The sequence below is a fragment of the Marinobacter sp. EVN1 genome, assembly GCF_000475375.1.
Classification (GTDB): domain Bacteria; phylum Pseudomonadota; class Gammaproteobacteria; order Pseudomonadales; family Oleiphilaceae; genus Marinobacter; species Marinobacter nauticus.
In genome coordinates this window covers 25,252-48,067 of the sequence record NZ_AXCB01000005.1, presented here as the reverse complement: position 1 = coordinate 48,067, position 22,816 = coordinate 25,252, and the positions used below count along the sequence as shown (strand labels likewise).

16 protein-coding genes and 2 pseudogenes are annotated in these 22,816 nt (G+C 60.3%); 9 read left to right on the top strand and 9 right to left on the bottom strand.

Annotation, left to right across the window (positions count from 1 at the left end):
- The first annotated feature begins 149 nt into the window (after nt 1-149).
- On the top strand, nt 150-1,205 hold the full coding sequence (locus Q674_RS22360) for an efflux RND transporter periplasmic adaptor subunit (protein WP_023007778.1): 1,056 nt from the start codon (nt 150-152) through the stop codon (nt 1,203-1,205).
- Nucleotides 1,202-4,432: pseudogene (locus Q674_RS41555) on the top strand (efflux RND transporter permease subunit). Before Q674_RS22360 ends, Q674_RS41555 begins: the two are co-directional and overlap by 4 nt.
- 14 nt (nt 4,433-4,446) lie before the next feature.
- On the opposite strand, the gene Q674_RS22350 reads toward Q674_RS41555, so the two are convergent.
- Entirely contained in the window at nt 4,447-4,893 is a 447-nt protein-coding gene (locus Q674_RS22350; protein ID WP_022993376.1) for a potassium channel family protein, read from the bottom strand.
- A gap of 114 nt (nt 4,894-5,007) precedes the next feature.
- On the opposite strand from Q674_RS22350, the gene Q674_RS22345 reads away from it, so the two are divergent.
- From Q674_RS22345 to Q674_RS22325, 5 genes are read left to right on the top strand one after another with little or no spacing between them, the layout of a single operon-like run.
- The gene (locus tag Q674_RS22345) at nt 5,008-6,249 is read left to right on the top strand and encodes an efflux RND transporter periplasmic adaptor subunit (protein WP_023007776.1); all 1,242 of its coding nucleotides are present in this window, start codon (nt 5,008-5,010) and stop codon (nt 6,247-6,249) included.
- Nucleotides 6,246-9,398: an efflux RND transporter permease subunit gene (locus Q674_RS22340; protein ID WP_023007775.1), complete on the top strand. Its 3,153-nt coding sequence runs from the start codon at nt 6,246-6,248 to the stop codon at nt 9,396-9,398. Before Q674_RS22345 ends, Q674_RS22340 begins: the two co-directional genes overlap by 4 nt.
- A gap of 15 nt (nt 9,399-9,413) precedes the next feature.
- Nucleotides 9,414-10,097 (top strand): ABC transporter ATP-binding protein, encoded by a 684-nt coding sequence (locus tag Q674_RS22335; RefSeq protein WP_023007774.1) that lies wholly within the window; start codon nt 9,414-9,416, stop codon nt 10,095-10,097.
- A 6-nt stretch (nt 10,098-10,103) separates the two neighbouring features.
- A complete protein-coding gene (locus Q674_RS22330) occupies nt 10,104-12,365 on the top strand; it encodes an FtsX-like permease family protein (RefSeq protein WP_023007773.1) in 2,262 nt (753 codons plus the stop codon).
- On the top strand, nt 12,362-13,444 hold the full coding sequence (locus Q674_RS22325; RefSeq protein ID WP_023007772.1) for a lipocalin-like domain-containing protein: 1,083 nt from the start codon (nt 12,362-12,364) through the stop codon (nt 13,442-13,444). Before Q674_RS22330 ends, Q674_RS22325 begins: the two co-directional genes overlap by 4 nt.
- An 11-nt stretch (nt 13,445-13,455) precedes the next feature.
- Here the strand turns inward: Q674_RS22325 and Q674_RS22320 are convergent, their stop codons facing one another.
- From Q674_RS22320 to Q674_RS22285, 8 genes are all read right to left on the bottom strand, one after another.
- Nucleotides 13,456-14,664: an ammonium transporter gene (locus Q674_RS22320; RefSeq protein ID WP_011783865.1), complete on the bottom strand. Its 1,209-nt coding sequence runs from the start codon at nt 14,662-14,664 to the stop codon at nt 13,456-13,458.
- A gap of 229 nt (nt 14,665-14,893) precedes the next feature.
- A complete protein-coding gene (locus Q674_RS22315; RefSeq protein ID WP_023007771.1) occupies nt 14,894-15,811 on the bottom strand; it encodes a flagellar motor protein MotB in 918 nt (305 codons plus the stop codon).
- Between the two features lie 2 nt (nt 15,812-15,813).
- Entirely contained in the window at nt 15,814-16,590 is a 777-nt protein-coding gene (gene pomA / locus Q674_RS22310; RefSeq protein ID WP_014420230.1) for a flagellar motor protein PomA, read from the bottom strand.
- A 90-nt stretch (nt 16,591-16,680) separates the two neighbouring features.
- Nucleotides 16,681-17,076, bottom strand: coding sequence for a YkvA family protein (locus Q674_RS22305; RefSeq protein ID WP_023007770.1), 396 nt, complete (start codon nt 17,074-17,076; stop codon nt 16,681-16,683).
- A gap of 75 nt (nt 17,077-17,151) precedes the next feature.
- Entirely contained in the window at nt 17,152-17,787 is a 636-nt protein-coding gene (locus Q674_RS22300; protein WP_023007769.1) for a tRNA-uridine aminocarboxypropyltransferase, read from the bottom strand.
- A gap of 2 nt (nt 17,788-17,789) precedes the next feature.
- On the bottom strand, nt 17,790-19,433 hold the full coding sequence (locus Q674_RS22295) for a phytoene desaturase family protein (RefSeq protein WP_023007768.1): 1,644 nt from the start codon (nt 19,431-19,433) through the stop codon (nt 17,790-17,792).
- Nucleotides 19,424-19,915, bottom strand: coding sequence for a DUF6231 family protein (locus tag Q674_RS22290; RefSeq protein WP_011783872.1), 492 nt, complete (start codon nt 19,913-19,915; stop codon nt 19,424-19,426). The genes Q674_RS22295 and Q674_RS22290 overlap by 10 nt, the downstream gene beginning before the upstream one ends.
- Nucleotides 19,912-21,234: a DASH family cryptochrome gene (locus Q674_RS22285; protein ID WP_023007767.1), complete on the bottom strand. Its 1,323-nt coding sequence runs from the start codon at nt 21,232-21,234 to the stop codon at nt 19,912-19,914. The genes Q674_RS22290 and Q674_RS22285 overlap by 4 nt, the downstream gene beginning before the upstream one ends.
- 196 nt (nt 21,235-21,430) lie before the next feature.
- Between Q674_RS22285 and Q674_RS41635 the strand changes: the two are divergent.
- Together Q674_RS41635 and Q674_RS41630 are read left to right on the top strand one after the other, a co-directional pair.
- Nucleotides 21,431-22,192, top strand: a pseudogene (locus Q674_RS41635) (PAS domain-containing protein); the annotation flags it as partial.
- Nucleotides 22,166-22,732, top strand: coding sequence for a methyl-accepting chemotaxis protein (locus Q674_RS41630; RefSeq protein ID WP_264650060.1), 567 nt, complete (start codon nt 22,166-22,168; stop codon nt 22,730-22,732). The pseudogene Q674_RS41635 and the gene Q674_RS41630, both read left to right, overlap by 27 nt.
- Nucleotides 22,733-22,816: the final 84 nt, after the last annotated feature.

Sequence of the window (22,816 nt, the reverse complement as noted above, 5' to 3'; positions counted from 1 at the left end):
TGACATTTATACCCCGGGTGGAGGTCACTCCATCCGGGGTTTTTTTGTCGTTGATCAAACCCGGTTCGCAAGGACAGCAACTAGACTGAAGGGTGTCAGGGGTAATGCTACACTTGGTTATCAAGTAATTCTTTAAAGGAATAATGAAGATGGGTAAGTGTGTTCAGGCGATCCGGGGGCTGCTTCTGATACTGATCAGTTCCGCTTTATCGGCTGAGACCGTGGAAACGCAGGCGGTAACGCGGGCCACCCTGCAGGAAACCGCCCTTCTTGATGGTGTTATTGAAGCGGTTCAGCAGAGTACCGTATCCGCCCAGACCAGCGGTACGGTGGTGGAGCTGCCCTTTGATGTGGATGATTCCGTTGCCGCCGGTGATCTGATCGTGCGCCTGGAAGACAGCGAACAGCAGGCCCGGCTCAACCAGGCCGAAGCCGGACTGCAGGAAGCCCGTTCCGGATTGGAGGATGCCCGTCAGCAGTATCAAAGAATCGAAGCCATTCATGAACGGGGCCTGGTGTCGCGGCAGGAATTCGACCAGGCTCGCAATAATCTGAGCGCTGCCCAGGCCAGGGTGGAAAGGGCGGAAGCGACCGTGGCCGAAGCACGCAAGCAGCTGGACTACACTCGTATTATCGCCCCCTATGGCGGCATTCTCACCGAACGGCATGTCGAGCTTGGTGAGTCTGTGAGCCCCGGCCAGCCTTTGCTCAGCGGTCTGTCCCTTGAACAACTGCGGGTGGTGGTGGACCTTCCCCAGAAATACGCCGATGTTGCACGCAGTCAGCGCCAGGCCACCGTGACCCTGCCCGATGGCCGGGTGCTGGAGACCGGCGAGATGACGTTCTATCCCTATGCCAACCCGCAAACCCATACCTTCCGGCTGCGGATGCGCCTGAGTGAGCCCAATGGTTCCCTGTTTCCGGGCATGCTGGTGAAAGTCAGTGTGCCGGTTGCCAGCCGGAAGGCACTGTGGGTGCCGGCCAGCAGCCTGATTCAGCGCAGCGAACTCAGGGCCGTCTTTGTACTGGACAATCAGGATCAGCCCCGCCTGCGCCAGGTACGCACGGGGATGCGGGATAACGGCAGGCTCGAGATCCTGGCCGGCCTCAGCGAAGGCGAGCGTGTGGTGTCGAACCCTGCCGAACTGGTGGGCAGCGATCGTCTGAATCCGGTTGAAGACTCGGGCGAGGAGTCGAATCCGTGAGCAGTGATCTGCCGCCCGTTGGTCCATCCGGTGCCATTGCCCGGGTTTTTCAGAATAACCACCTGACACCACTGCTGGCTATCCTGGCAATCATTCTGGGCATCCTGGCCGTGGTGGTCACACCCAAAGAGGAAGAACCCCAGATTGACGTCACTATGGCCGATATCATGGTGGCGTTTCCGGGCGCCAGCACCCGGGAGGTGGAAAGCGCGATCGCCACGCCGGCCGAACAGGTGATGGGCGAGATCAAGGGCGTCGAGCATGTCTATTCCGTGTCCCGCCAGGGCCAGGCGGTGATCACGGTGCAGTTCGAGGTGGGCATCCCGCGGCAGGAAGCCCTGGTCAGGCTCTACAATCAGGTGTATTCCAACCAGGACTGGTTGCCGCCCAACCTGGGCGCTGCCCAGCCGGTGGTCAAGCCCAAGGGCATTGATGATGTCCCGGTGATGACACTCACTCTCTATGATCCGGTCAACGGGCATACGGGGGAGGAACTGACTCGCCTGGCGCACATGCTGGAAGTCGCCCTGAAACGGGTCCCCGGCACCCGGGATGTCTATACCACCGGCGGGATCCCGGATCGGGTCGATATCCGGTTCGATCCGGCGTTGCTGGCGGGGTTCAACCTCACCATCGATGACATCCGGAACGCCCTGATGGCGGCCAACACCAGCAGCCAGGAGGCACGGATTGCCCGGGACAACCTGTCGATACCGGTCCAGGCCGGAACGCTGCTGGAAACCGTGGAGGATGTCCGGCGCCTTGTCGTGGGCATGCACAATGGCTCCGCGGTGTACCTGGAGGACGTGGCGCAGGTCCGCCGGGGAGGCACCGTGGCGGACCAGAGTGTAATGACCGGATTCGGGCCGCCCCGGGAAGCCGGCGTGGCTGGCCAGCCCGGCGAGGTTTATCCGGCAGTTACCCTGGCCATCGCCAAGAAGCCGGGCGAGAACGCCATCAATATCACCACGGCCATTGAAGAGCGTCTGGACCAGCTGCGCAACCGGGCCCTGCCGGAATCGGTGGAAGTGCTGGTCACCCGGGACTATGGCGTAACCGCCTCCCAGAAAGCCCGCAAACTGATTACCGATCTGATCTCCGCCACTTTGTGCGTTGTGCTGCTGGTGCTGGCGGCCATGGGCTGGCGCCAGGCCCTGATTGTCGGCATCGCGGTTCTGATTACCCTGCTGCTGACCCTGGTGTTCTCCTGGGCATGGGGATTTACCCTGAACCGGGTGTCCCTGTTCGCGCTGATATTCTCCATCGGCATCCTGGTGGACGACGGCATCGTCATCACCGAGAACATCAATCGCCGGATCCAGAACTCCCGTCGTGCGGTCAAGGACATCATCCCGGTGGCCGTGGATGAAGTGGGCACGCCTACCATCATGGCCAGTCTCACCATCATGGCGGCGCTGATTCCGATGGCGTTTGTCAGTGGCCTGATGGGCCCCTACATGAGCCCGATTCCGATCAATGCCTCCGCGGGTATGGTGCTGTCCCAGGTTGTCGCCTTCGTGGTGGCCCCCTAGCTGGCTTTCAGGCTTCTCAAACACAAGAAGGGGCAGCAGGCTGCCGAAGCCGAGGAGGCGTCCAGCTCTGCGGATGGCGTCAGCCCGTTATCCCTGCGAATTTTCCGGACCGTGCTCGGGCCATTCCTGGGGGATCATCCCTGGCGGCGCCGTTTGCTGGCACTGGGGGTGGTGGGTCTTACCCTCGTGGCTTCGTCATTGCCGGTGTTCCAGGCGGTGATCCTGAAGATGCTGCCGTTCGACAACAAGTCGGAACTTCAGGTTGTGGTCGACATGCCCGAGCGCACGCCCATGGAGCAGACCCAGCGGGTGTTGCTGGATATGGGCAGCTACCTGGAAACGGTGGACGAAGTGGCCAACTGGCAAACCTACGCCGGCACCGCCTCACCCATCAATTTCAATGGCCTGGTGCGGCAGTATTACCTGCGTGGCGATCCCTACCACGGGGATATACAGATCAATCTCATGGATGAAGAGAGTCGGGACCGGTCGTCCCATACGATTGCACAATCCCTCCGGGACCCACTGACCGAAATCGGTGACCGGTACGGAGCCAGTGTGAAGATTGTCGAAGTGCCACCCGGGCCGCCGGTACTCTCACCCGTGGTGGCCGAGATCTATGCGGTGGATGAAACCCGCCGGGCAGAGCTGGCCCGGCAAGTGGCCGAAGGCATGACCAGCGTCGATGGCTTGGTGGATATCGACACCACCCTGGAGGCACCCACACGGCAGTGGGAAGTGGTGGTGGATCGGGACCGTGCGGCACGCCTTGGTGTTTCCCAGGCCCAGGTGGTCGGTGCCCTGCAGACCGCCCTGGGGGGAACCGGGGTCAGCTTCCTGCATGATGATCATGCCAAATACCCTGTTCCGATACGGGTGATTCTGGGTGAAGGCGACAAGGCCCAGCCATCGGTGCTGTTATCGCTGAAGGTGCGGAGCCGCAGCGGCGCACTGGTCCCCCTGGCAAGCATTGCCGACGTTCGCGAAGCCGACTGGATGGGCGCGATCTACCACAAGGATCTGCTGCCGGTGACCTATGTGACGGCGGACATGGCGGGGGAGATAGATTCGCCGCTGTATGGCATGTTTGCCATGGTCGAGCGTCTGAACCAGCAAGCGGGGGCCCCGGAGCAGTATTTCATCGACCAGCCCCCATTGCCGGAGAAGGGCACCCTGAAATGGGACGGCGAATGGCAGATCACCTACGAAACCTTCCGGGACATGGGCGCGGCTTACAGCGTGGGTGTGTTTATGATCTTCGTTCTGCTGGTGGCGCAGTTCCGTTCCTATATTCTGCCGCTGGTGATCATGGCGCCCATACCGCTGACCCTGATCGGCATCATGCCCGGCCATGCGCTGCTGGGGCGCGAGTTCACCGCCACCAGCATGATTGGCATGATTGCCCTGGCCGGGATCATCGTGCGCAACTCGATCCTGCTGGTGGTGTTTATCCGGCAGCTGATCGACGAAGGCGTAGAGCTGGACGAAGCGGTGGTCCTGGCGGGCGCGGTGCGCATCAAACCCATCGCGTTGACGGCGATCTCGGCGATGGTGGGTGCTTACTTTATTCTGAACGATCCGATTTTTAACGGCCTGGCGATATCGCTGGTCTTTGGCCTGGCCATGTCCACTTTGCTGACGGTTCTGGTGGTTCCGCTTCTGTACTACACACTTGCGCGTTGCCGGTGGATTTGACGCCGGGTCATTTGCTACCGGGTTGGCCAGTAGCGCTGCATTTCCAGGAACAGGAAGGACGCGCTCCAGGTAATCAACAGAAAACCAGTAAGCGCTTCAATGCCAGTAAGGTACCGGAGTTGGCCAATCGCCTCGATATCGCCATAGCCCAGGGTGGTGAAGGTGGTGAAAGAAAAATAGGCACAGTCCAGCATGGTGCCGCTGAAGTTGCCTGTTAGCTGGCCCCAGCCCTCGGCATGGTGCATGAAATAAAAGGCCGTGGCAAATATCCAGACCTGAAGAGCATGGGCGGTAAGGCAGCCGAGCACTGCGACGATCAAGCGGAAGTGGTGGCTTTGCCGCATTCGTCCCAAGAGGCTACTCAAACGGATCAGGACTTCGTTATGTATCACTACAACGGCACACACCAGAAGGATGTTCAGCAGGGTGACGTTGATCAGAGTATCGTGAGTGGCGTCCAACGGAGTCGGTCCTGAAGCCGGGAAACCTGCCGGAGTAATCCGGAACCTGTTGAAAATTGTATAGTAAATTCGTTGCCTTCGCGCACTTTCATTTAATCAGAGTATTGACTGTCCATGTCCAGAAAACTGCTTCCCCTGTTGATGATCGCCCTGGGTATTGCCGGCTTCCTGCTTTTGAAGGCAACCCGGCCGGAACCGGCGGAAGTATCCGCCACCGAGCGTAGCTGGCTGGTGCAGGTGCAGAAGGTCAAGCCCACTCGAGCGACCCCGGTGTTGCCTCTGTATGGTGAGGTAGTAGCGCCGGATCTGCAGACCATCACCGCCACTCTGGCCGGGCGTATTGACCGGTTACCGGTACGGGAAGGGCAGCAGGTGAGCGAAGGTGACTTGCTGATCGCGCTGGATTCCGCCGATATCGAGCCGGTACTTGCCCAGGCCCGGGCCCAGGTCGCCGACCTGGAGGCGCAGGTGCGGTCCGAACAGGTGCGATACCGCAACGATCAGCGATCCCTGGAGAGTGAAAAGGCCATTCTGGACAACGCCCGTCGCCAGTTTGAGCGTATTCAGTCGCTGGTTGAGCGTAACCTGGCCTCCCGCGAAAGCCTTGAGGCTGCCACCGATGCGCTGGCGAGGGCGGAGTTGACCCTTCGTATCCGGGAGCGGGCCATAGCCGAGCATCCGGCCCGGCTGCAAAGCCTGGAAGCCCGGTTGTCGCAGGCCCGGGCCAGTCTGACCACGGCAGAACTGGACGGTGAGCGGGCGGTATCAACAGCGCCTTTTGACGGTATGGTCACCAACCTGCAAGTGGCGGCTGGCGATCAGGTATCCCGCAATCAGGCGTTGTTGAGCATCTATCCGATACAGGGGCTGGAAGTCCGGGCGCGGGTGCCGCAGATGTATCTCGGCGAGTTGGTGGATGCCCTGGCCAAGGGGGCAACACTAACGGCTACCACCGAGGATTCCGGCCAGCGCTTTGAGCTGGTCCGGTTTGCTGGCCTGTCTGATCCGGCCGGTACCGAGGCGGTGCTGGAGCTGAACGGGGAATCGGGAGCCTTGCGGCCCGGGGCCTTGCAGCCACTGCTGCTGCAGCGGCCAGCAAGGGACAACCTGATTCCCATACCCTTCAGTGCACTGTACGGGGCCGACAGTGTTTACATCATGACTGATGATAACAGGATGCAGCGGGTGACGGTGCAACGGGTTGGCGAGGCACTCAGCGAGAATGGCGAGCGCCGGTTGTTGATAGCCAGTGAACACCTGAAACCGGGCATGCGCCTGATCACCACCCACCTGCCCAATGCGATCACCGGCCTGAAAGTAAAGCTGGCGGATAGCAAGGGAGCACCGGCCTCATGAGTCGCAAAAAGGGTGTGATCGGCTTTTTTGTCCATCACCGGTTGGCCGGCAATCTGGTGATGCTGGTGATGTTGCTCGGTGGCGTAATGGCCCTGACTCGCATGAATATCCAGTTCTTCCCTACTTTCGCCCTGGATGTGGTCAGCGTGCGGGTGGTGTGGAGTGGTGCGTCGGCCGAGGATGTGGAGCGCGGTATTACCGATCCGCTGGAGCAGCGTCTGCGCAGCGTCGACGGCCTCAAGAAGATGACCTCCACGTCGGCGCAGGGGGTGTCGTCCATTACCCTGGAATTCCATGAAGGCACCGACCCGATACAGGCAGTGGATGACGTGCGCCAGCAGGTCGACGAATTCAACAACTTGCCGGCGGATGCCGAAGAACCGCAGGTGGCCAGGGTCGAACGGTACGAACCGGTGGCCCGGCTGCTGGTTTACGGTGATGTCGACCGGGCCGAGTTGCGCCAGCTGGTGTACCGGTTTGAGGACGAATTACTGGACCGGGGCATCGACCGGGTCACGCTCCGGGGCCTGCCGGAGCAGCAGATCAGTATTGATGTGCCGGTGGAGCGGCTGGAATCCCTGGGCCTTTCGCTGGAACAGATTGCCGATCGGGTGGCGTCGCTGTCCCGTGACCTGCCGGCGGGGATGATGGCTCAGCAGGATGCCACCCGAGAGCTGAGGGCGGTGGAGCAGCGACGCAGCCCCCAGGCCTTCGAGACCATTCCGGTGCTCAGCGGTGATCGCATCCGCATGCAACTGGGTGACATAGCCATCATCCGCCAGGAAGCCCGCGAAAACCAGACGGTCATGGAAAACAACGGCATGCCCGCCGTAGAGCTGCAGCTTCAGCGGGCGGAAAACGGCAACTCCCTGACCGCCGCGCGGGTGTTTGAGTCCTGGTTGACGGATACCCGCCCGACCTTGCCGGCCACCGTAAATATCAAGGTTTACGACGAAACCTGGCAGTTGATTGAAGACCGGATTTCCCTGCTGGTGAATAACGGCCTGGGTGGTCTGGTGCTGGTGGTGGGGCTGCTCTACCTGTTTCTTCCCGGGCGGGTCGCCGCCTGGGTGGCGGTGGGTATTCCCACCGCCTTTCTCGCCGCCCTGGGGGTGCTATGGCTGATCGGCGGCTCCATCAACATGATTTCACTGTTTGCCCTGATCATGGCCCTGGGGGTGATCGTTGACGATGCCATCGTGGTGGGGGAGGACGCGGACGCCCATGCCCGTATGGGAGAGCAGTCCATCTATGCCGCCGAAGGCGCTGCCAAGCGTATGGTCTGGCCAGTACTGGCTTCGTCCCTGACCACGGTGGCGGCGTTCATGCCACTGCTGGTGGTGGGAGGTGTAATAGGCAATATCCTGGGCGATATTCCGGTGGTGATGATCTGCGTGTTGATTGCCTCTCTGTTGGAGTGTTTTGTGGTCTTGCCAGCCCATCTTCGCCATGCCTTTGTCCGCAAGGTTTCCGAGAATCAGCCAGAGCGACGCCCTCACGCCGTGGCCCGTTTGCGCCGGGAATTTGAGCAACGGTTCGATACCTTCCGCGACGGCCCTTTCCGCCGGTTCTCTCGCTACAGCCTGAAGCACCGGGGCATGACCGTAGCCTCGGCACTGGCGTTGGCTATTGTCACCGTCGGCCTGCTGGCCGGTGGACGGCTTGGGTTCAATTTCTTCCCGACGCCGGAACCATCGGTGTTCTACGCCAATGCCAGCTTTGTGGCGGGCACGGATAAGGACACGGTGGCGCGCTTCATCCGGGAAATGCAGCGCTCACTCACTGAAACGGAGGAGGCCCTGGGTGGCGATCTCGTACTCCATGCCGTGACCACCTACGGCGCTACTCAAGGGGCTGAGGGCAGTTCCCGGAACGATGACGAGCTTGGCTCCATGCTGGTGGAGCTGGTGCCTTCGGACAGCCGTTCTGTGCGCAATGCCGAGTTCATTCGGGAATGGCGCAGCCGTATGACGCTGCCGGCCGGACTCGATGCCCTGAACATCAACGAGCGTCAGGCCGGCCCGCCCGGGCGAGATGTCAATGTGCGACTGACCGGTGATGACGCAGAGGCCCTGAAGCGGGCAGCGGATGAAGTGGCACAGGCACTGGATACCCTGCCGGGCGTGCTGGATGTGGAAGACGATATGCCCTGGGGCCGGGAACAGTTGCTCTATCAGGTCAGCCCTTATGGTGAGGCTCTAGGGCTGACCACTGTGGATCTGGGCCGACAGTTGCGGGCGGCATTTGATGGCCGGATCGCCCAGATCTACCAGGATGGTCGCGATGAGGTGGAAGTCCGGGTGCAGTTGCCGAGGGCGCAACGGGAACAATATTCCACCCTGGAGCGCATGACCATCCGCATCCCCGATGGCCGTTTTGTACCGCTGACCCAGGTGATGAACCTGGACCACCGCCAGGGATTCCAGGCCCTGCGCCATGCCGATGGCAAGCTTGCGGTGGAGGTCACCTCGGCGCTGAATACCCGGGTTGCCACCACCGACCAGATTCTTGAAAGCCTGCAGTCCGGGCCTTTGCCGGAGATCGCCAGTCGCCACGGTGTGCGCTACAGCTTTGAGGGCCGCTCGGCCGATCAACGCGAAACCATGGCGGACATGCAAACGGGGCTGCTTATCGGCCTGGCCCTGATGTATGTGGTGCTGGCCTGGGTGTTTGCATCCTGGAGTCTGCCCCTGATCGTCATGGCGATTATTCCCTTTGCCCTGGTCGGTGCCCTCCTGGGCCACTGGGTCATGGGGCTGCAGCTCACCATACTGTCGCTGTTTGGGTTGTTCGGCCTGTCCGGTATCGTGGTGAATAACGCCATTATTCTGGTGGCTTTCTACAATCAGCAACGGCAGAAGGGGCTGGACATCACGGATGCCCTGAATGAGGCCGCCGTGCAGCGGGTTCGCGCGGTGCTGCTGACGTCCTTGACGACCATCGGGGGGCTGACACCGCTGCTGTTCGAAACGTCGTTGCAGGCCCAGTTCCTGATTCCCATGGCAACGTCGATTGCCTTTGGCTTGGGACTGTCCACCTTCCTGGTGCTGCTGGTGATTCCAGCGCTGTTGTCCTGGGTCGAGCAATTCCGGGAATGGCGTGCCCAACGCAGGAACGGTGCGGCAGAACCTCTGGGGGCTGCCGACTGAATACCGGGAGAAAACATGGCCGATAACCTGATCAGTGTCACCGGTCTGAGTAAACAGTTCGAGAGCGGCGACCAGCATGTGACCGTGTTGCGGGAACTGAGTGTGCATCTGGGGCGAGGCGAGTCGCTGGCGCTCACCGGCCCGTCCGGTTCCGGGAAAAGCACGCTGCTGAATGTTCTTTGTGGTCTGGAATCTCCCGGTTCCGGTCGGCTGGCGATGTTGGGACAGCCTTTGGCCGGGGATGGCGCGCCAACGGGCAAGGCCCTGGAGCGGACCTGGTGCGAATTGAGGCAGAGCCGACTCGGCGTGGTCTTTCAGGATGCCAACCTGATGCCGACCCTGTCCCTGCTGGATAATATCCGGTTGCGAGCGCGCCTGGCTGGCCGGGACGACACCAGCGCTGGCGACTGGCTCCAGAGGTTGGGCATTGGTGAGCTGGGCCAGCGTTATCCGGATCAGGTTTCCGGTGGCCAACGCCAGCGGGCTGCGCTGGCCATGGTATTTGTTACCCGGCCGGCACTGATTCTGGCGGATGACCCGACCGGTAGCCTGGACCGGAGGACGGCTGAGACTGTCGCCGATGAGTTGTTCGAACTCCAGGCCCGCCATGGTTGTGGGCTAGTGCTGGCTACCCACGATGCGGACCTGGCAGCCCGTTGCCTTCATCAGTTGGACCTCGGGCACCAGGGCGGGCCCTGAAGACCTATGTCTCCCCGCATCGCATTGTTCAGTCATTATCGTCGTCACCCCCTGCAGCTGGCCGCGCTGGCCGCCATGATCCTGCTTGCCACCGCGCTCTGGACTGGAATACATCACCTCACCAGCCAGGCCAGGGCCAGCCTTGAACAGAGCGAGAGCGCTGTCGCCGAGCGCCAGCAAGTGGTGCGTGAGGACGGCCAGCCGGTCTCGGTGCAGGATTTTGTCACCCTTCGACGCCAGGGCCTGTGCGTGATGCCATGGCAGGAAGTGCTGGTACCGGGGCGCGGCCGGCTGGTGGGCATTGATCCGCTGGCGGCCCATTGCTTTGCCGAGCCGGAACACACGCCAGCACCCTGGCAGGGCGAACTCGATGGCAAGCCCTTCGTCGATATCAGCGAAGCCGCCGCCCAGGCCTCAGCCGAAGCATCGGCCCTGGTTCTGCTGGTGTCGCAAGCCGACGGTCAGACGCCACCACCGGCGGGCTACCGCTATCAGGCATTCGCCGTTGCGCCGGACACGGCAGAGCTGGGTGACAGTTTTCTGCTCAACCTGGATGCGCTCGGAGTGCTGGTCCTGCTGATTACCTCGTTGTTGTTGCGCAGTGTGTTCCTTCTGGGTCTGGCTCAACGCCGGGAAAGCCTGGCTTTGCTGTATCGCTATGGCGTGAACAGGAGCCAGCTCAGCCGACTGTTGCTGGTGGAAAACCTGCTGCTGGCGTTGGTGTGCATACTGCCCGGGGTTTGGTTGGGGCGGGCGCTGTCACTGGTTTTGGCAGATGGCTTTGGGCAGGCCCTGGAAGGCCTGTTCGACCGTCCGCTCTATGCCGGTGGAGGGGAGGACTGGTGGCTGCCAACCCTGACCATGGTGGCGGTGATCGTGGCCGCTTGCCTGGCGGGCGTTCGGGACTCGTTGGGGTCGCTCCTGACTCGGGTGCAACCGGCATTTTTTGCGGTGCTACTGGCCCTGGGGCTGGCAGTATCTCTGTGGGCACCAACTCTGATCTGGCTGTTCCTGGCGGTGGCACTGGTTTTTCTCGCTGCCGGTTGGCTGGCCCCGCTGGCGATTGCCGGGGTTGTCCGCTGGCTGGCCCGTAACACCGGGGATCCGCTGATTCGCTGGCGTCTACAGGAAGTCGCAGTCCTGGTGCGTCGGCTGGCGTTACCGCTGGTGGCCCTGCAGTTTGCCTTGGCACTGGTGCTGGCGGTTCATGCCCTGGTAACCACGTTCGAGGACACCTTTGACCAGTGGCTGGGGCAACGGCTGGAAGCGGATTACTACATTGAAGTACCGCAAGGGGCGGATATCACCGCTGCCGTAAGCTGGCTGGCGGCAAAGCCGGAGCTGGTGAGCCCGGAATTGTGGCATCAGGTGATTCGTGGGCGGGCCAGCGTGCAGGCAGCATCAGGCAGGGAGCCGGTGCCTGTCGATGTGTTTGCGCTCGGGCCGGTCAGTCACCTGGTGCAAAACTGGCGCCTGCTGGCGCAAACAGAAACGCCCTGGCAGGCGTTGGCGAGGGGTGAGGGGCTAATGGTCAATGAGCAGTTGGCCAGAAGGCAACAGCTTGCAGTAGGCGACCGTCTCATTGTCAGGCTTGGCGCCCGTCGGTTACAGGCTCCGGTGCTGGCCGTTTATCCGGATTACGGGCGGCCCTCCGGTGAGGTGCTGGTGCCGGCGAGTCTCTTGCCCGAGGACTTTGAAGCCCGCTTTCGAAGCCTGTCGATAAGCGCGGGCATCGAAGAGATCAAAGTGGTTGAGGCGCAACTGGCCCGGCTTTGGCATACCCCTCAGCTGACCGTGAGGGATAACCAGGCCATCCGGACCCTGGCCACTGATGTTTTTGATCAGACCTTCTTGCTGACCCGGGCCATGACTACCCTCACGCTGATTCTGGCCGCCGCCGCGTTGTTGCTGATGGTGTGGGTCTTTCTCTCTACTCGCGCCTGGTATTTTCGCCTGCTGATCGTCTGGGGTATGCCCCAACGCCAGGCCGCGACTCAGCTCACCCGGGTCTCCCTGGCTCTGATTTTTGCGGTATTGGTTTGTGCACTGCCACTTGGCGTGTGGCTCACCTGGATTCTGGTCCAGCGCATCAATCCGCTGGCTTTTGGCTGGTCACTGCCGATGGCGGTGTACCCGGGGTTCTGGATCGAGCTGGCCGTGTTGGCTCTGATCATCGGCCTCAGCATTGCCTTGCTGATGCGCCTGCAGCTGCGTCGCCCGGCCTCGGCGCCGGAGTCCGCACACGGGCTGCAGGGAGGGGAACGATGAATCGTTTCGTTATCGTACTTCTGGCGCTGCTACTCACCGCCTGTGATCGAGCAGAACAGCCGAGCGGATTCGCAGGCCTTGCCGGTGTGGCGGAATCTGAGCATGAGATTCAGTTCCTGCAGCCCGGGCCCGGAGACCGGCTGTCCTTCCCCGCCGATTTCGGCCCTCATCCCCAGCACCGCATTGAATGGTGGTATCTCACCGCGAATCTGGAAACCGAAAACGGCGGGCCGCTGGGTCTGCAATGGACGCAGTTCCGGCAGGCCTTGACCCCGAGGTCCGTTGAATCCGAACCGCCGAAGCCGGCACTTTGGCCTCTGGAGGCTGCCTGGATGGCTCACGCAGCGGTGAGCTACAGCGGTCAGCACCGCTTTGCCGAAAAGCTGGCCAGGGGTGACGTCGGGCATGCCGGGGCCACCGCCCAACCCTTTTCAGTCTGGCTGGATCACTGGCACCTGAGGCCAGCGAGCGGACACGTTGGCTGGCGGCTGTCGGTCGCTACAGAACACTGGTCCTACGATCTGTTGTTGCAGCCGCAAGGTGATCCTGTGGCTCATGGTGACGACGGTTTCAGCGCCAAATCCGCCAGTGGCGAAGGCTCCATGTACTTCAGCCTGGTAGATCTGAAAATTGAGGGAACGGTTACCCTTGAGGGTGACACGTTGACGGTGGCGGGCACTGGGTGGTTCGACCGGGAGTGGAGCAGCCAGTTTCTCAAAGCCGGACAGCAGGGCTGGGACTGGTTTGCCCTGCATCTGGATTCGGGGGACAAGCTGATGCTGTTCCAGTTGCGGGAAACACAACAGGCGTTCCGCTCGGGTACTTGGATTCCAGCCACGGGCGAGCCGGTGGCGCTGGGGCCGGAACAGATCGGGCTGACCTCTGTGGGCCAGCCAGCCGGTTATCCGCGCCGTTGGCAGATAACCCTTCCGGCTTTCGACGTGAACCTTGAGGTCTCCGCGCCGGCAGGGGATTACCGGAATTCCGGGCTCTATCCGTATTGGGAGAGCCCGGTTTCCGTCACCGGAAGCCATTCCGGCGTGGGTTACATGGAGCTTACCGGTTACCAGGCACAATAAGGCCCGGAAACTCACTCAACGGCATTGGCACCGATACGGTGAATGCTGAGGTCGGCACCGTTGAACTCTTCTTCCTCTGTCAGTCTCAGGCCGCTAATGGTTTTGATGGCACCGTAAACGATGAGCCCGCCGGCAAAGGCCACGATCACACCGGCCACCGAGCCAATAATCTGCGACATCAGGCTGACGCCACCCAGGCCCCCGAGCGCTTCCTGGCCGAAGATACCGCAGGCAATGGCGCCCCAGACACCGCATACGCCATGCAAGGGCCAGACACCCAGAACATCATCCAGCCGCTCGATTTTCGCCTGTGCCCACTCGAACAGGTAGACAAAGATGGCGCCGGCCACGCCCCCGGTAATCAGGGCGCCGACGGGGTGCATCAGGTCTGAGCCGGCGCACACCGCCACCAGTCCGGCCAGCGGACCGTTGTGAATGAAGCCAGGGTCTTTGCGGCCGAGCAGCATGGAAACCAGAATACCCCCCACCATGGCCATCAGGCTGTTGACCGCAACCAGGCCACTGATGCCGTCCAGAGTCTGGGCCGACATGACGTTAAAACCGAACCAGCCCACGGTCAGAATCCAGGCGCCGAGGGCGAGAAACGGAATGTTGGAAGGGGCAAAGGCCACGACCCGACCGTTGCGATAGCGACCGGTGCGGGCGCCGAGCAGCAGCACCGCAGCGAGAGCAATCCAGCCACCGACAGCATGCACCACAACGGAGCCGGCGAAATCATGGAAGGACGCACCAAACTGGTTCTCCAGCCAGGCCTGGAAACCAAAGTTCCCGTTCCAGATCAGGCCCTCAAAGAAAGGATAGACGAAGGCCACGATCAGGCCCGAGGCAATCAGCATGGGGTAGAAGCGGGCACGCTCTGCGATACCGCCGGAAACGATCGCCGGAATGGCCGCGGCGAAGGTCATCAGGAAGAAAAATTTGACCAGTTCATAGCCGTTGGCGGAGGTGAGTTCGGCGGCGCCATTGAGAAAGTGCCCGCCATAGGCGATGTAGTAGCCGATGAAAAAATAGGCGACTGCGGATATGCCGAAGTCGGTCATGATTTTAACCAGGGCATTGACCTGATTTTTATGGCGAACAGTGCCCACTTCCAGGAACGCAAAGCCGGCGTGCATGGCCAGCACCATAATGGCGCCAATCAGAATGAAGAGCGTGTTGGCGCTCTCGGTCAGGGTGTGTACGGCACTCGTGATATCCACGGGTTTTTCTCCTGAGTGTTTTGATTACGCGGCTTCTGATGAGCCGTTGTGCATTGTTGGGGTGCGACTTAAGCAAGTGCTGTTCCAAAACAATGCATATCAAGTACTGCAGGGGGGTTGGAGAACCTGAGGGCGCCGAGGGAGGTATTTATCTGCGTCAAAGCGCACCAGAGGCGTGCGCATCAAGGGCTTGTGCACCAATCTGGATAGGGCGCGAGGCAAGGTTTTACTACCAGGTAATCTCGCTGGGCGTATCCCGACCGGGCTCAATGCCAATAATGGCTTCCTGCGACTCGCTTTCGGAACGAATCAGCTCGCGAAGGCGCAGTTCCTGCTCTTCCATGGGCTCTGACAGATCGATAACGATTTCAACCCGTCGGTTCTTGGCTCGGTTTTCCGGCGAGGTGTTGGGTACCCGTGGTTCGGTGTCGGCCAGACCGGTCACCCGGATGCGGTCCGGAGTCACCTGCTCCCGAGCCAGCAGAACATTAGCCACCGCGGCGGCACGGGCTGCGGACAGGTCCCAGTTACTGTAGAAACGTTCGGTGCGGATGGGCACGTTATCGGTATGGCCTTCAATGGCGAGGTCTCCGGGCATGTCGGCCAGAACCTCCGCCATATCCAGAAGCAGGCCTTCGAATTCCCAGGTCAGTTGGGCTGAACCTGAGGCAAACGAGCCCTTCTCCTCAATGCGAATGATGATGCGGCGCTGATCTTCCGAGACGTTGATCCGGCCATCCAGAATCGCCGGTTCCAGCACTTCAAGAATCCGGGCCATGTTGGCGTCCATCTGTTCCTGGATGGATTCCTCAATGGCTTTCTCTTCGGGGCTTTTCAGAGTCTGGATTTCGGGCTGTACGTCGGTGGTGGTCTGTTTGACTTCATTGACCACAGTGGGCTCTGGCGGCGCCGGCGAAAACTTGTCGAAGATCGGGCTGGTGCCCTGAGGGATCTCAAGCGCAGGCACTTCCCGCTGCACCCCGAAGGCCTTGGAGAGTTCACCGGCGATCTGTTTGAACTTCTGGGCGTCGATTTCCGAAAACGACAGGAGCAATACGAAAAAGCACATCAGCAGCGACATCAGGTCGGCAAATGTGACAACCCACGCAGGAATCCCGGGCTTTTCCTCTTCTGGCAAATCATCCATGTTTAACCGCCTGCCGTTTCCGCATCGCCGTTTCTGGCCCGCTCTTTGGGCGAAAGATAGCTGGACAGCATCTGCTCGATAATGCGCGGGTTGGTGCCTTCCTGGATGGCGACGAGGGCATCAATATAGAGCGATTGCATGCGGGCCTCCTCCGTCATGCGCAGGGACAGCTTGTCGGCAATGGGGGTAGCGATCATTGTGGCGATCATGGCGCCGTAGAGCGTGGTCAGCAGGGCTACGGCCATGGCCGGCCCGATAGACTTGGGATCTTCCATGTTGGACAGCATCTGCACCAGGCCAATCAGCGTGCCAATCATACCCATGGCCGGAGCCACATCTGCCATGGCGGTGAACACTTTTGCGCCCGACCGGTTGTGTTCCAGTGTCATCAGGCGTTCCTTGTTGAGGAGCTGCTTGATGGTGTTGCCGTCCTGTCCGTCCACCAGCATCTGAATACCCTGGCCCAGGAATGGACTACTGACCTCCCTCCCTTCGATACCAAGAACGCCCTCTTTTCGCGCGATGCTGGCAATCTCCACCAGTTCTTCGATGCTGGCCTGAGTTTCGGGCAGTTTGAATTTGAACGCTCGGGCTGCCACCTTGAAGGCGTCAAAAAACTGGGCAAGACTGAACTTGGCCAGTACTACCAGCAAGGTACCGCCAATCACAATCAGCAGGGATGGCGGATTGATGAACATGCCTGGCGATGCGCCCAGGATAATGGCCGAAGAAATCAGAAGAATGGCGCCGACGAGGCCGATAAGGGTGGCGAAATCCACAGTAACTCCAGAACTGTGCAGGTGACGATTAAGGGGGCGGGAGAATACTCCCTGGTTGATTATTAATCAATGCCCGGTTGGTCCCTCATCCTATGATGAGTGAAGCTCCTTCCATGCAGCGTAGCGGTGCAGATCGGATTCGACCAGTTTAAGGCACAAGGCAACCACACCGGCATCATCAACCAGGCCGAAGCCGAAGATCAGATCCGGAATCAGGTCCAGCGGATTCAGCACGTACAGCAACGCTCCGGCTACCGCAGCGATGGACTTCCAGGGTATGGCCCGGTAGTGGCCGTACCAGTAATCGCGAATGAGCGAGAACATCAGCTTGATATCGGTAGAGAAACGATTCAGCCTGCCGCTGTTTTTGACTTTCTCTTCAACGGCCTTCTGTCGTTCAAGCAGAACCTCAAGGTCGCCTCTGTGAACCTTGGCACTTTGCTCTTTCAACTCGTTTGCAGCCGTTTTATCTGAGATCCATGCCATACATTGTCACCACTTTGCTCAGCGATTGCCTCAACATAACGAAATCGTGCTGGTTCGTCACCTTCCCAGGCCATTTCAATAATTCGTGAGACTTCCTGGGAGTTCAGGATCGGGCGCTTCATGGTCTTTGGTTTTGTGGTGGTCCGGAACGAAGGCCAGCCGTTTTCGAATCAGTACGTCCTGAGCTCTGAGTAATGGCTCGGTATCTGTGGCCGGCTCGGTCAATGTAAAAAGGTAGGCGACGGCTTCTGCGGTTGAGAGTTGCCCGGCCTTTGGGGCCTTTCGGATACGGTAACGCGAAGCCGGTGGATCAGCGAAATGAAAGCAGGGCAACTGCCGGAGCTGCGGGTTCAGGTGCAGGATTTTAGCGGCTTTACGCCAGGTGCCGTCCAGAACCAGCCACTGGTCGATCTGGGCTGCCGCGTTGCTCTCCACGGGCTGACTGTCAGCACATGGAAACAGCAGTCCGGTGCGGGTTCCGGTTAACAGGCGCTCCAAGCCTTGACCGGAAAACGACTCAGGGCTCTCGCCGACCAGTACCTCCAGCCGGGTCAGACACTGCTGAAGTACTCGCACAGTACCCTTGCTGTGACCGACTTCTGACGGGTGCTGCAAAATGATGACGCGATGGCGGTTGTCGACCTGCTCGCAAACCTCGCATACGCAGGTGTTCGGGTGCAGGCCGCAGCGGGTACACAGTGCTCTGGCCACGCTTAACCCACGAAAATGCGCTTGGCCAACCCCGCGCCTTTCAGGCCGCGAACGGCCAGGGTTGTAACCAGCCCGCCGATCATTGCCCCGACCACGCCACAGGTAAGAATATCCTGCCCGGTCAGGTACAGTCCGGGGATGTCGGTTTTCGGCCTCAGCCAGCGTTGCTCGAAACGTTCTGGCGTGTGGTCCAGCCCGTACAGCTCACCCTGCTCATAGCGGCAGAACCAGGCGGTCGACAGTGGTGTGGAGGTTTCCACATAGTCTACTTTACCTCGAAGCTGGGGCAGTTTTTCGTACATGACTTCCAGAAGCTGCTCGGTGATCCGAGCCTTCAGAGCCGCATAATCCTCGCCCCGTTTGCCCCAGGTGGAGCCCTGCCACGGCTCGAACATTTCCCAGGTGGTGGGCGCCACAATCTCGATGGTGGAGGTTCCGGGCCAGCGGTTCTGGTAGTCCGGGTCTTTGGCTGCCGGGAACGAGATGTAGACTACCGGGAAAGAGGTGTTCCGGGGATCTTTCAGGAATTGCTCCACGTTGCCATCGTGGTCGGCGCTCGGATAAATCCAGAAGTTGGTGCGCGGCAAGCCGAGCTGGTCGGGCGTGCCTTTCAGGCCTATATACAGGCCGATATGGGGCATTGAGGGTTTGATGTGTTCCCGGCTGCCAGGATAGCCAATGCTGTCTGCGACAGACTCGGGTAAAAGCCGTTCGAAAGTATTGATCACACCGGCGTTGCTGATCACCAGCGGCGACCGGATATCATGGCCATCGGCCATGCGCACACCCACGGCTTTGCCCTTTTCGACCAGGATCTCTCTCACGTCGGCGTAGGTGAGCACGTCACCACCGCCGGACTGAATCACCGGGATGATGGTTTTGGCAATTTCCGAGGCACCGCCCACCGGGTAGAAACCACCGTACAGGTAATGTTTGGCAATGAGCGCGTGCACCATGAAGCTCGACTGTTTCGGGGTCACCCCGCAATCGCCCCACTGACCGGTAATGGCGCCAATCAGCTCTTCGTTGGCGGTGAGTTCCCGCAATACGTCATAGGTGGTGCGGTTGAAACAGTCCGGCAGTACCGTTTTCAACCCTCTGGAAACCAGTGGCGCAGCCAGCGCGGGCGAGAGTTTGGACAGGGTATACCATTGCATGCCATCGGCCACTTTGCCGAGCAGAGCCAGGTAACGGTCGATGGCCTCTTCTTCGTCCGGGAAGGACGCCAGTAGCGAGTGCCTCAGGCCTTCCTTGCCGGCCCTGAGGTTGACCACTTTGTCGCCCAGAAAGAACCGGTCGTAGTTCTCATCCATCGGAGCCCATTCGAGCTTGCCGTCGGTGATGTAATCGAACAGCCGGCGGCCGAGGGTGTGGCGCGCGCCCATGTCGCCTATGTAGTGCACGCCCACATCCCACTCGTAGCCATTACGGGCGTAGCTGTGGGTGTAGCCACCGGCGGTGTAATGCTGTTCCAACACCAGTACTTTGTAGCCGGCTTTGGACAGGCAGGCGGCGGTGGTCAGACCGCCGATACCGGAGCCGATCACTACCGCATCATAGGGCCCATCGAGCCGGCTCGCACGGTAACGGGTACCGATTCGGATTGTACTGGGCTTCAAGGATTTCGAATTTGTATCTACCACCACGCTTTTCCCCACATTTCCGGATTGGCCCAGTTATCGGGATTGTTCCAGGCCCGTTTATGATTGTAAGTATCCAGATTGTAGGTATAGAGCGTGAGTGCGCCGTTCTCGCTTTCGATATCGGCATGACGCTGAAAGCCCAGGGCGATGAAGTCGGTAAAGCCCCAGTCTGTGGTTTGGGGCACCAGTACCGCAATCTGGTGGGTGCCATAGTTGCGTAACTGTCCCAGTAAAAGCGCCCCTTCTTCGTAGGGGAGATGTTCCAGGGTGTCGGTGATAATGGCCAGGTCGGGCACGGAATCCAGTGGCAGCCGGGCGTTCGGGTCCGCGGTGTCCAGCGCCAGCAAGCGAACGGCTTCCCGTTGCCCGTGCCACACCTCGCTGACCCGGCTGGCGGTGTCGCCGCAATACAGAAGGGTGTCTGGCTGGCTGGTATCCAGAATCCGGGCCAGTACTCTTTCTGGTTGGCTAACAGGTATTGTCATGATATTGGCCAGTCTGCTGCGTCTACGGTATGCAGGCCCACTGGTTGTTGAGCCTCTCCCTGCCAACGATGTGCGAAGGCTCCCTCAGGATCGTACTGTTGCGCCTGCTTGTCCAGATTGAACTGCCGAAGCCCGCGGGGATCGGCGCCGACGCCGGCCAGATACTGCCAGTTTCCGTAGTTACTGGCCACGTCGTAATCCACCAGTTGCTGTTCGAACCAGGCAGCACCGTAACGCCAGTCCAGTTCCAGTTCATTGATCAGGCAGCTGGCCACCAGTTGGCGTGCGCGATTACTGATGTAGCCGGTTTCCCGTAACTGATTCATGGCCGCGTTGACTATCGGATACTGGGTATTGCCCTCGCACCAGGCCTTGAATCGATGGCCATAGAAGGTCACCGGGCGGCGTTTACGTTGCACGCCATCGCGGCTAAACAACCGCCCCCCGTGTTTAAGGGCATACCAGTAGAAATACTCGCGCCAGAGCAGCTCAAACCAGAGCCAGTAGGTCGAATCGTTACGGGTGTGCTGACGTTCGTATTGTTCGATGGCGGCAACCACCTCCCGAGCTGACAGGCAGCCGTTCGCCAGCCAGGGGGAGAACTTGGAGGATGAGCCCCAGTCGTCCAGCGCATTGCGGGTTTCCTTGTAGTTGGCAATGCGATGTTGTCCGAATACGAAGGCTTGCAGCTGTGCCAGGCCGGCTTCCTCACCGCCGGTGAATGGTGACCGATGTATCGGTTCCGGTATCGGCGGGCACTGGCCCCGGTTATCTTCGGGGAATCCCGGGGGTGGTGGCAGTGCGCTGACGGTTCGAATCCTGAGGGTGTGGTCCGGTTGCTCAGCTTTCTCCACCTGCTTGCGGAATTGCGAGAAGGTATCGGGCAGCTCTGCCAGTTCCATGGGAAGCTGGCCTTCCGAAAACATGCCCAAGGTTTCGAACTGCTGAAACGTCACTTCCGGCAGGCGGGTTTTGAGGGCCTGCCACTGCGCGGCTTCTTCGGTGCCGGGTAGGCGTGAGCGGATCAAACGCTGCACGTCGTGCTCCCGGGCCAGCTCTGGCAGAACGATTTCCGGTTCGCCCCAGGCGATATGAAGTCGTTGCCCCAGGGGCCGCAGGCTCCGTTCCAGTGCCATCAGACTTTGCCACAGGAAGCGCCAACGATGATCACCCAGTGCACGGCACTGAAACCGGTCACCGGTAAACCAGCGCGGGTCTACGACAAAGACACACAACAGCATGTCGGAACGGGCCGCGGCCAGCAAGGCCGGGTTGTCGTGCAAACGAAGGTCTCGGGTAAACCAGTAAAGTGTATGCAACGTAAATGCCCCTCTGAATACGACTGACTGTACGGATTTTTACGTCTGCGTGCGGATTTGGTTTCCCTGAATAATGCACGCATGCATATGCGTGTCGGTACGAGAACGATTCTCCGGAACGTGCCGCCCAAAACGAGCTTCTAACCCACAGAACAGGATGTCCGTGGCTTTTTGACCTGTGCAAGAGTAAACGACGATGTTCCTGACCCGAAAGAAAAAGCAAGACATGGCCGATTGCCAGGCGCTTGCCAGCCAATGCCAGGCTGTATACAGCGCTATCCGCCACGCGGTGGCGACCATTGAATTTACCACGGACGGGTTGATCGTGGATGTAAATGACCGTTTCCTTGAGGTGGTGGGCTACCGCCGGGAAGAGGTGGTGGGAAAACACCACAGCCTGTTCTGTGATCGTGAAGTGGCAAACTCGGCGGAATACCGGAAGTTCTGGGATGCGCTCCGGGCCGGCCAGGCGCAGACGGATACCTTCCGGCGCCGGCGCAAGGATGGCCGTCAACTCTGGCTGGAGGCAACCTATTTTCCGGTGCACGGGGATGATGGCCGGGTTCAGCGGGTAATGACAATTGCCTCGGATGTCACTGAGAAACAGGAGCACTTGCGGGACCAGCAGGCGGTCTTTGAGTCCGTCGACCGCTCAATGGCGATCATCGAGTTCGAGCCGGACGGTACCATCATCACCGCCAATGCCAATTTCCTTGCCGCGACCGGTTACCGTCTGAGTCAGGTTGAGGGCAAGCATCACCGGATGTTCTGTGATCCCGGTTTTTACCGGGAAAATCCCGATTTCTGGAAGCAGCTAGCGAGTGGCCAGTTCCGCAGTGGTCGTTTTCACCGTCTGCGCTCAGACGGCAGTGATCTGTGGCTGGAAGCCAGCTACAACCCGATAATGGACGAGGGTGGTCGTGTCATTAAAGTGATCAAGTTTGCCAGTGACATCACCGAACGGGTGGAAAAGGCACTGCAGACCCAGGATGCGGCAGCGGTGGCGTCATCCACTGCCACCCAGACCGCCAACATCATCGGCAAGGCGGATGAGGCGCTTCGACAGTCGAAAACTACCGCCGAACGCATTGAAGCGGGCGTGGATAAAGCCCGGGCCCTGATTGCCGACCTGAATGAGCGGTCGCAAAGCATCGAGAAAATGGTCGATACCATTGCCGGCGTCGCGGATCAGACCAACCTGTTGGCCTTGAATGCGGCCATTGAGGCCGCCCGGGCCGGAGAGCATGGCCGCGGCTTTGCCGTGGTGGCCGACGAAGTGCGAAAGCTGGCGGCCAGAACAGGCACCGCCACCGATGAAATTGCCGATGTGATTCACACCATTCTGGAGCTGTCTGGTGGCGTGGAAACCCAGATTGCCGAGGTTCTGGATGTGGCGGTGGAAGGTCGCCGGCAATCCGAGGATGCCGAGGCGGTGATCGCCGAAATCCGCGATGGCGCCAGAGCGGTACTGGCCGCTATTGATGACATAGGACGCTAAAGCCCGGACGGCTCTGAGCCGTGCTAGAGTTGTGAACAGTATCAATGTCGGCGCTGGCCGACCGAACCGGACGACAGGAGAGTG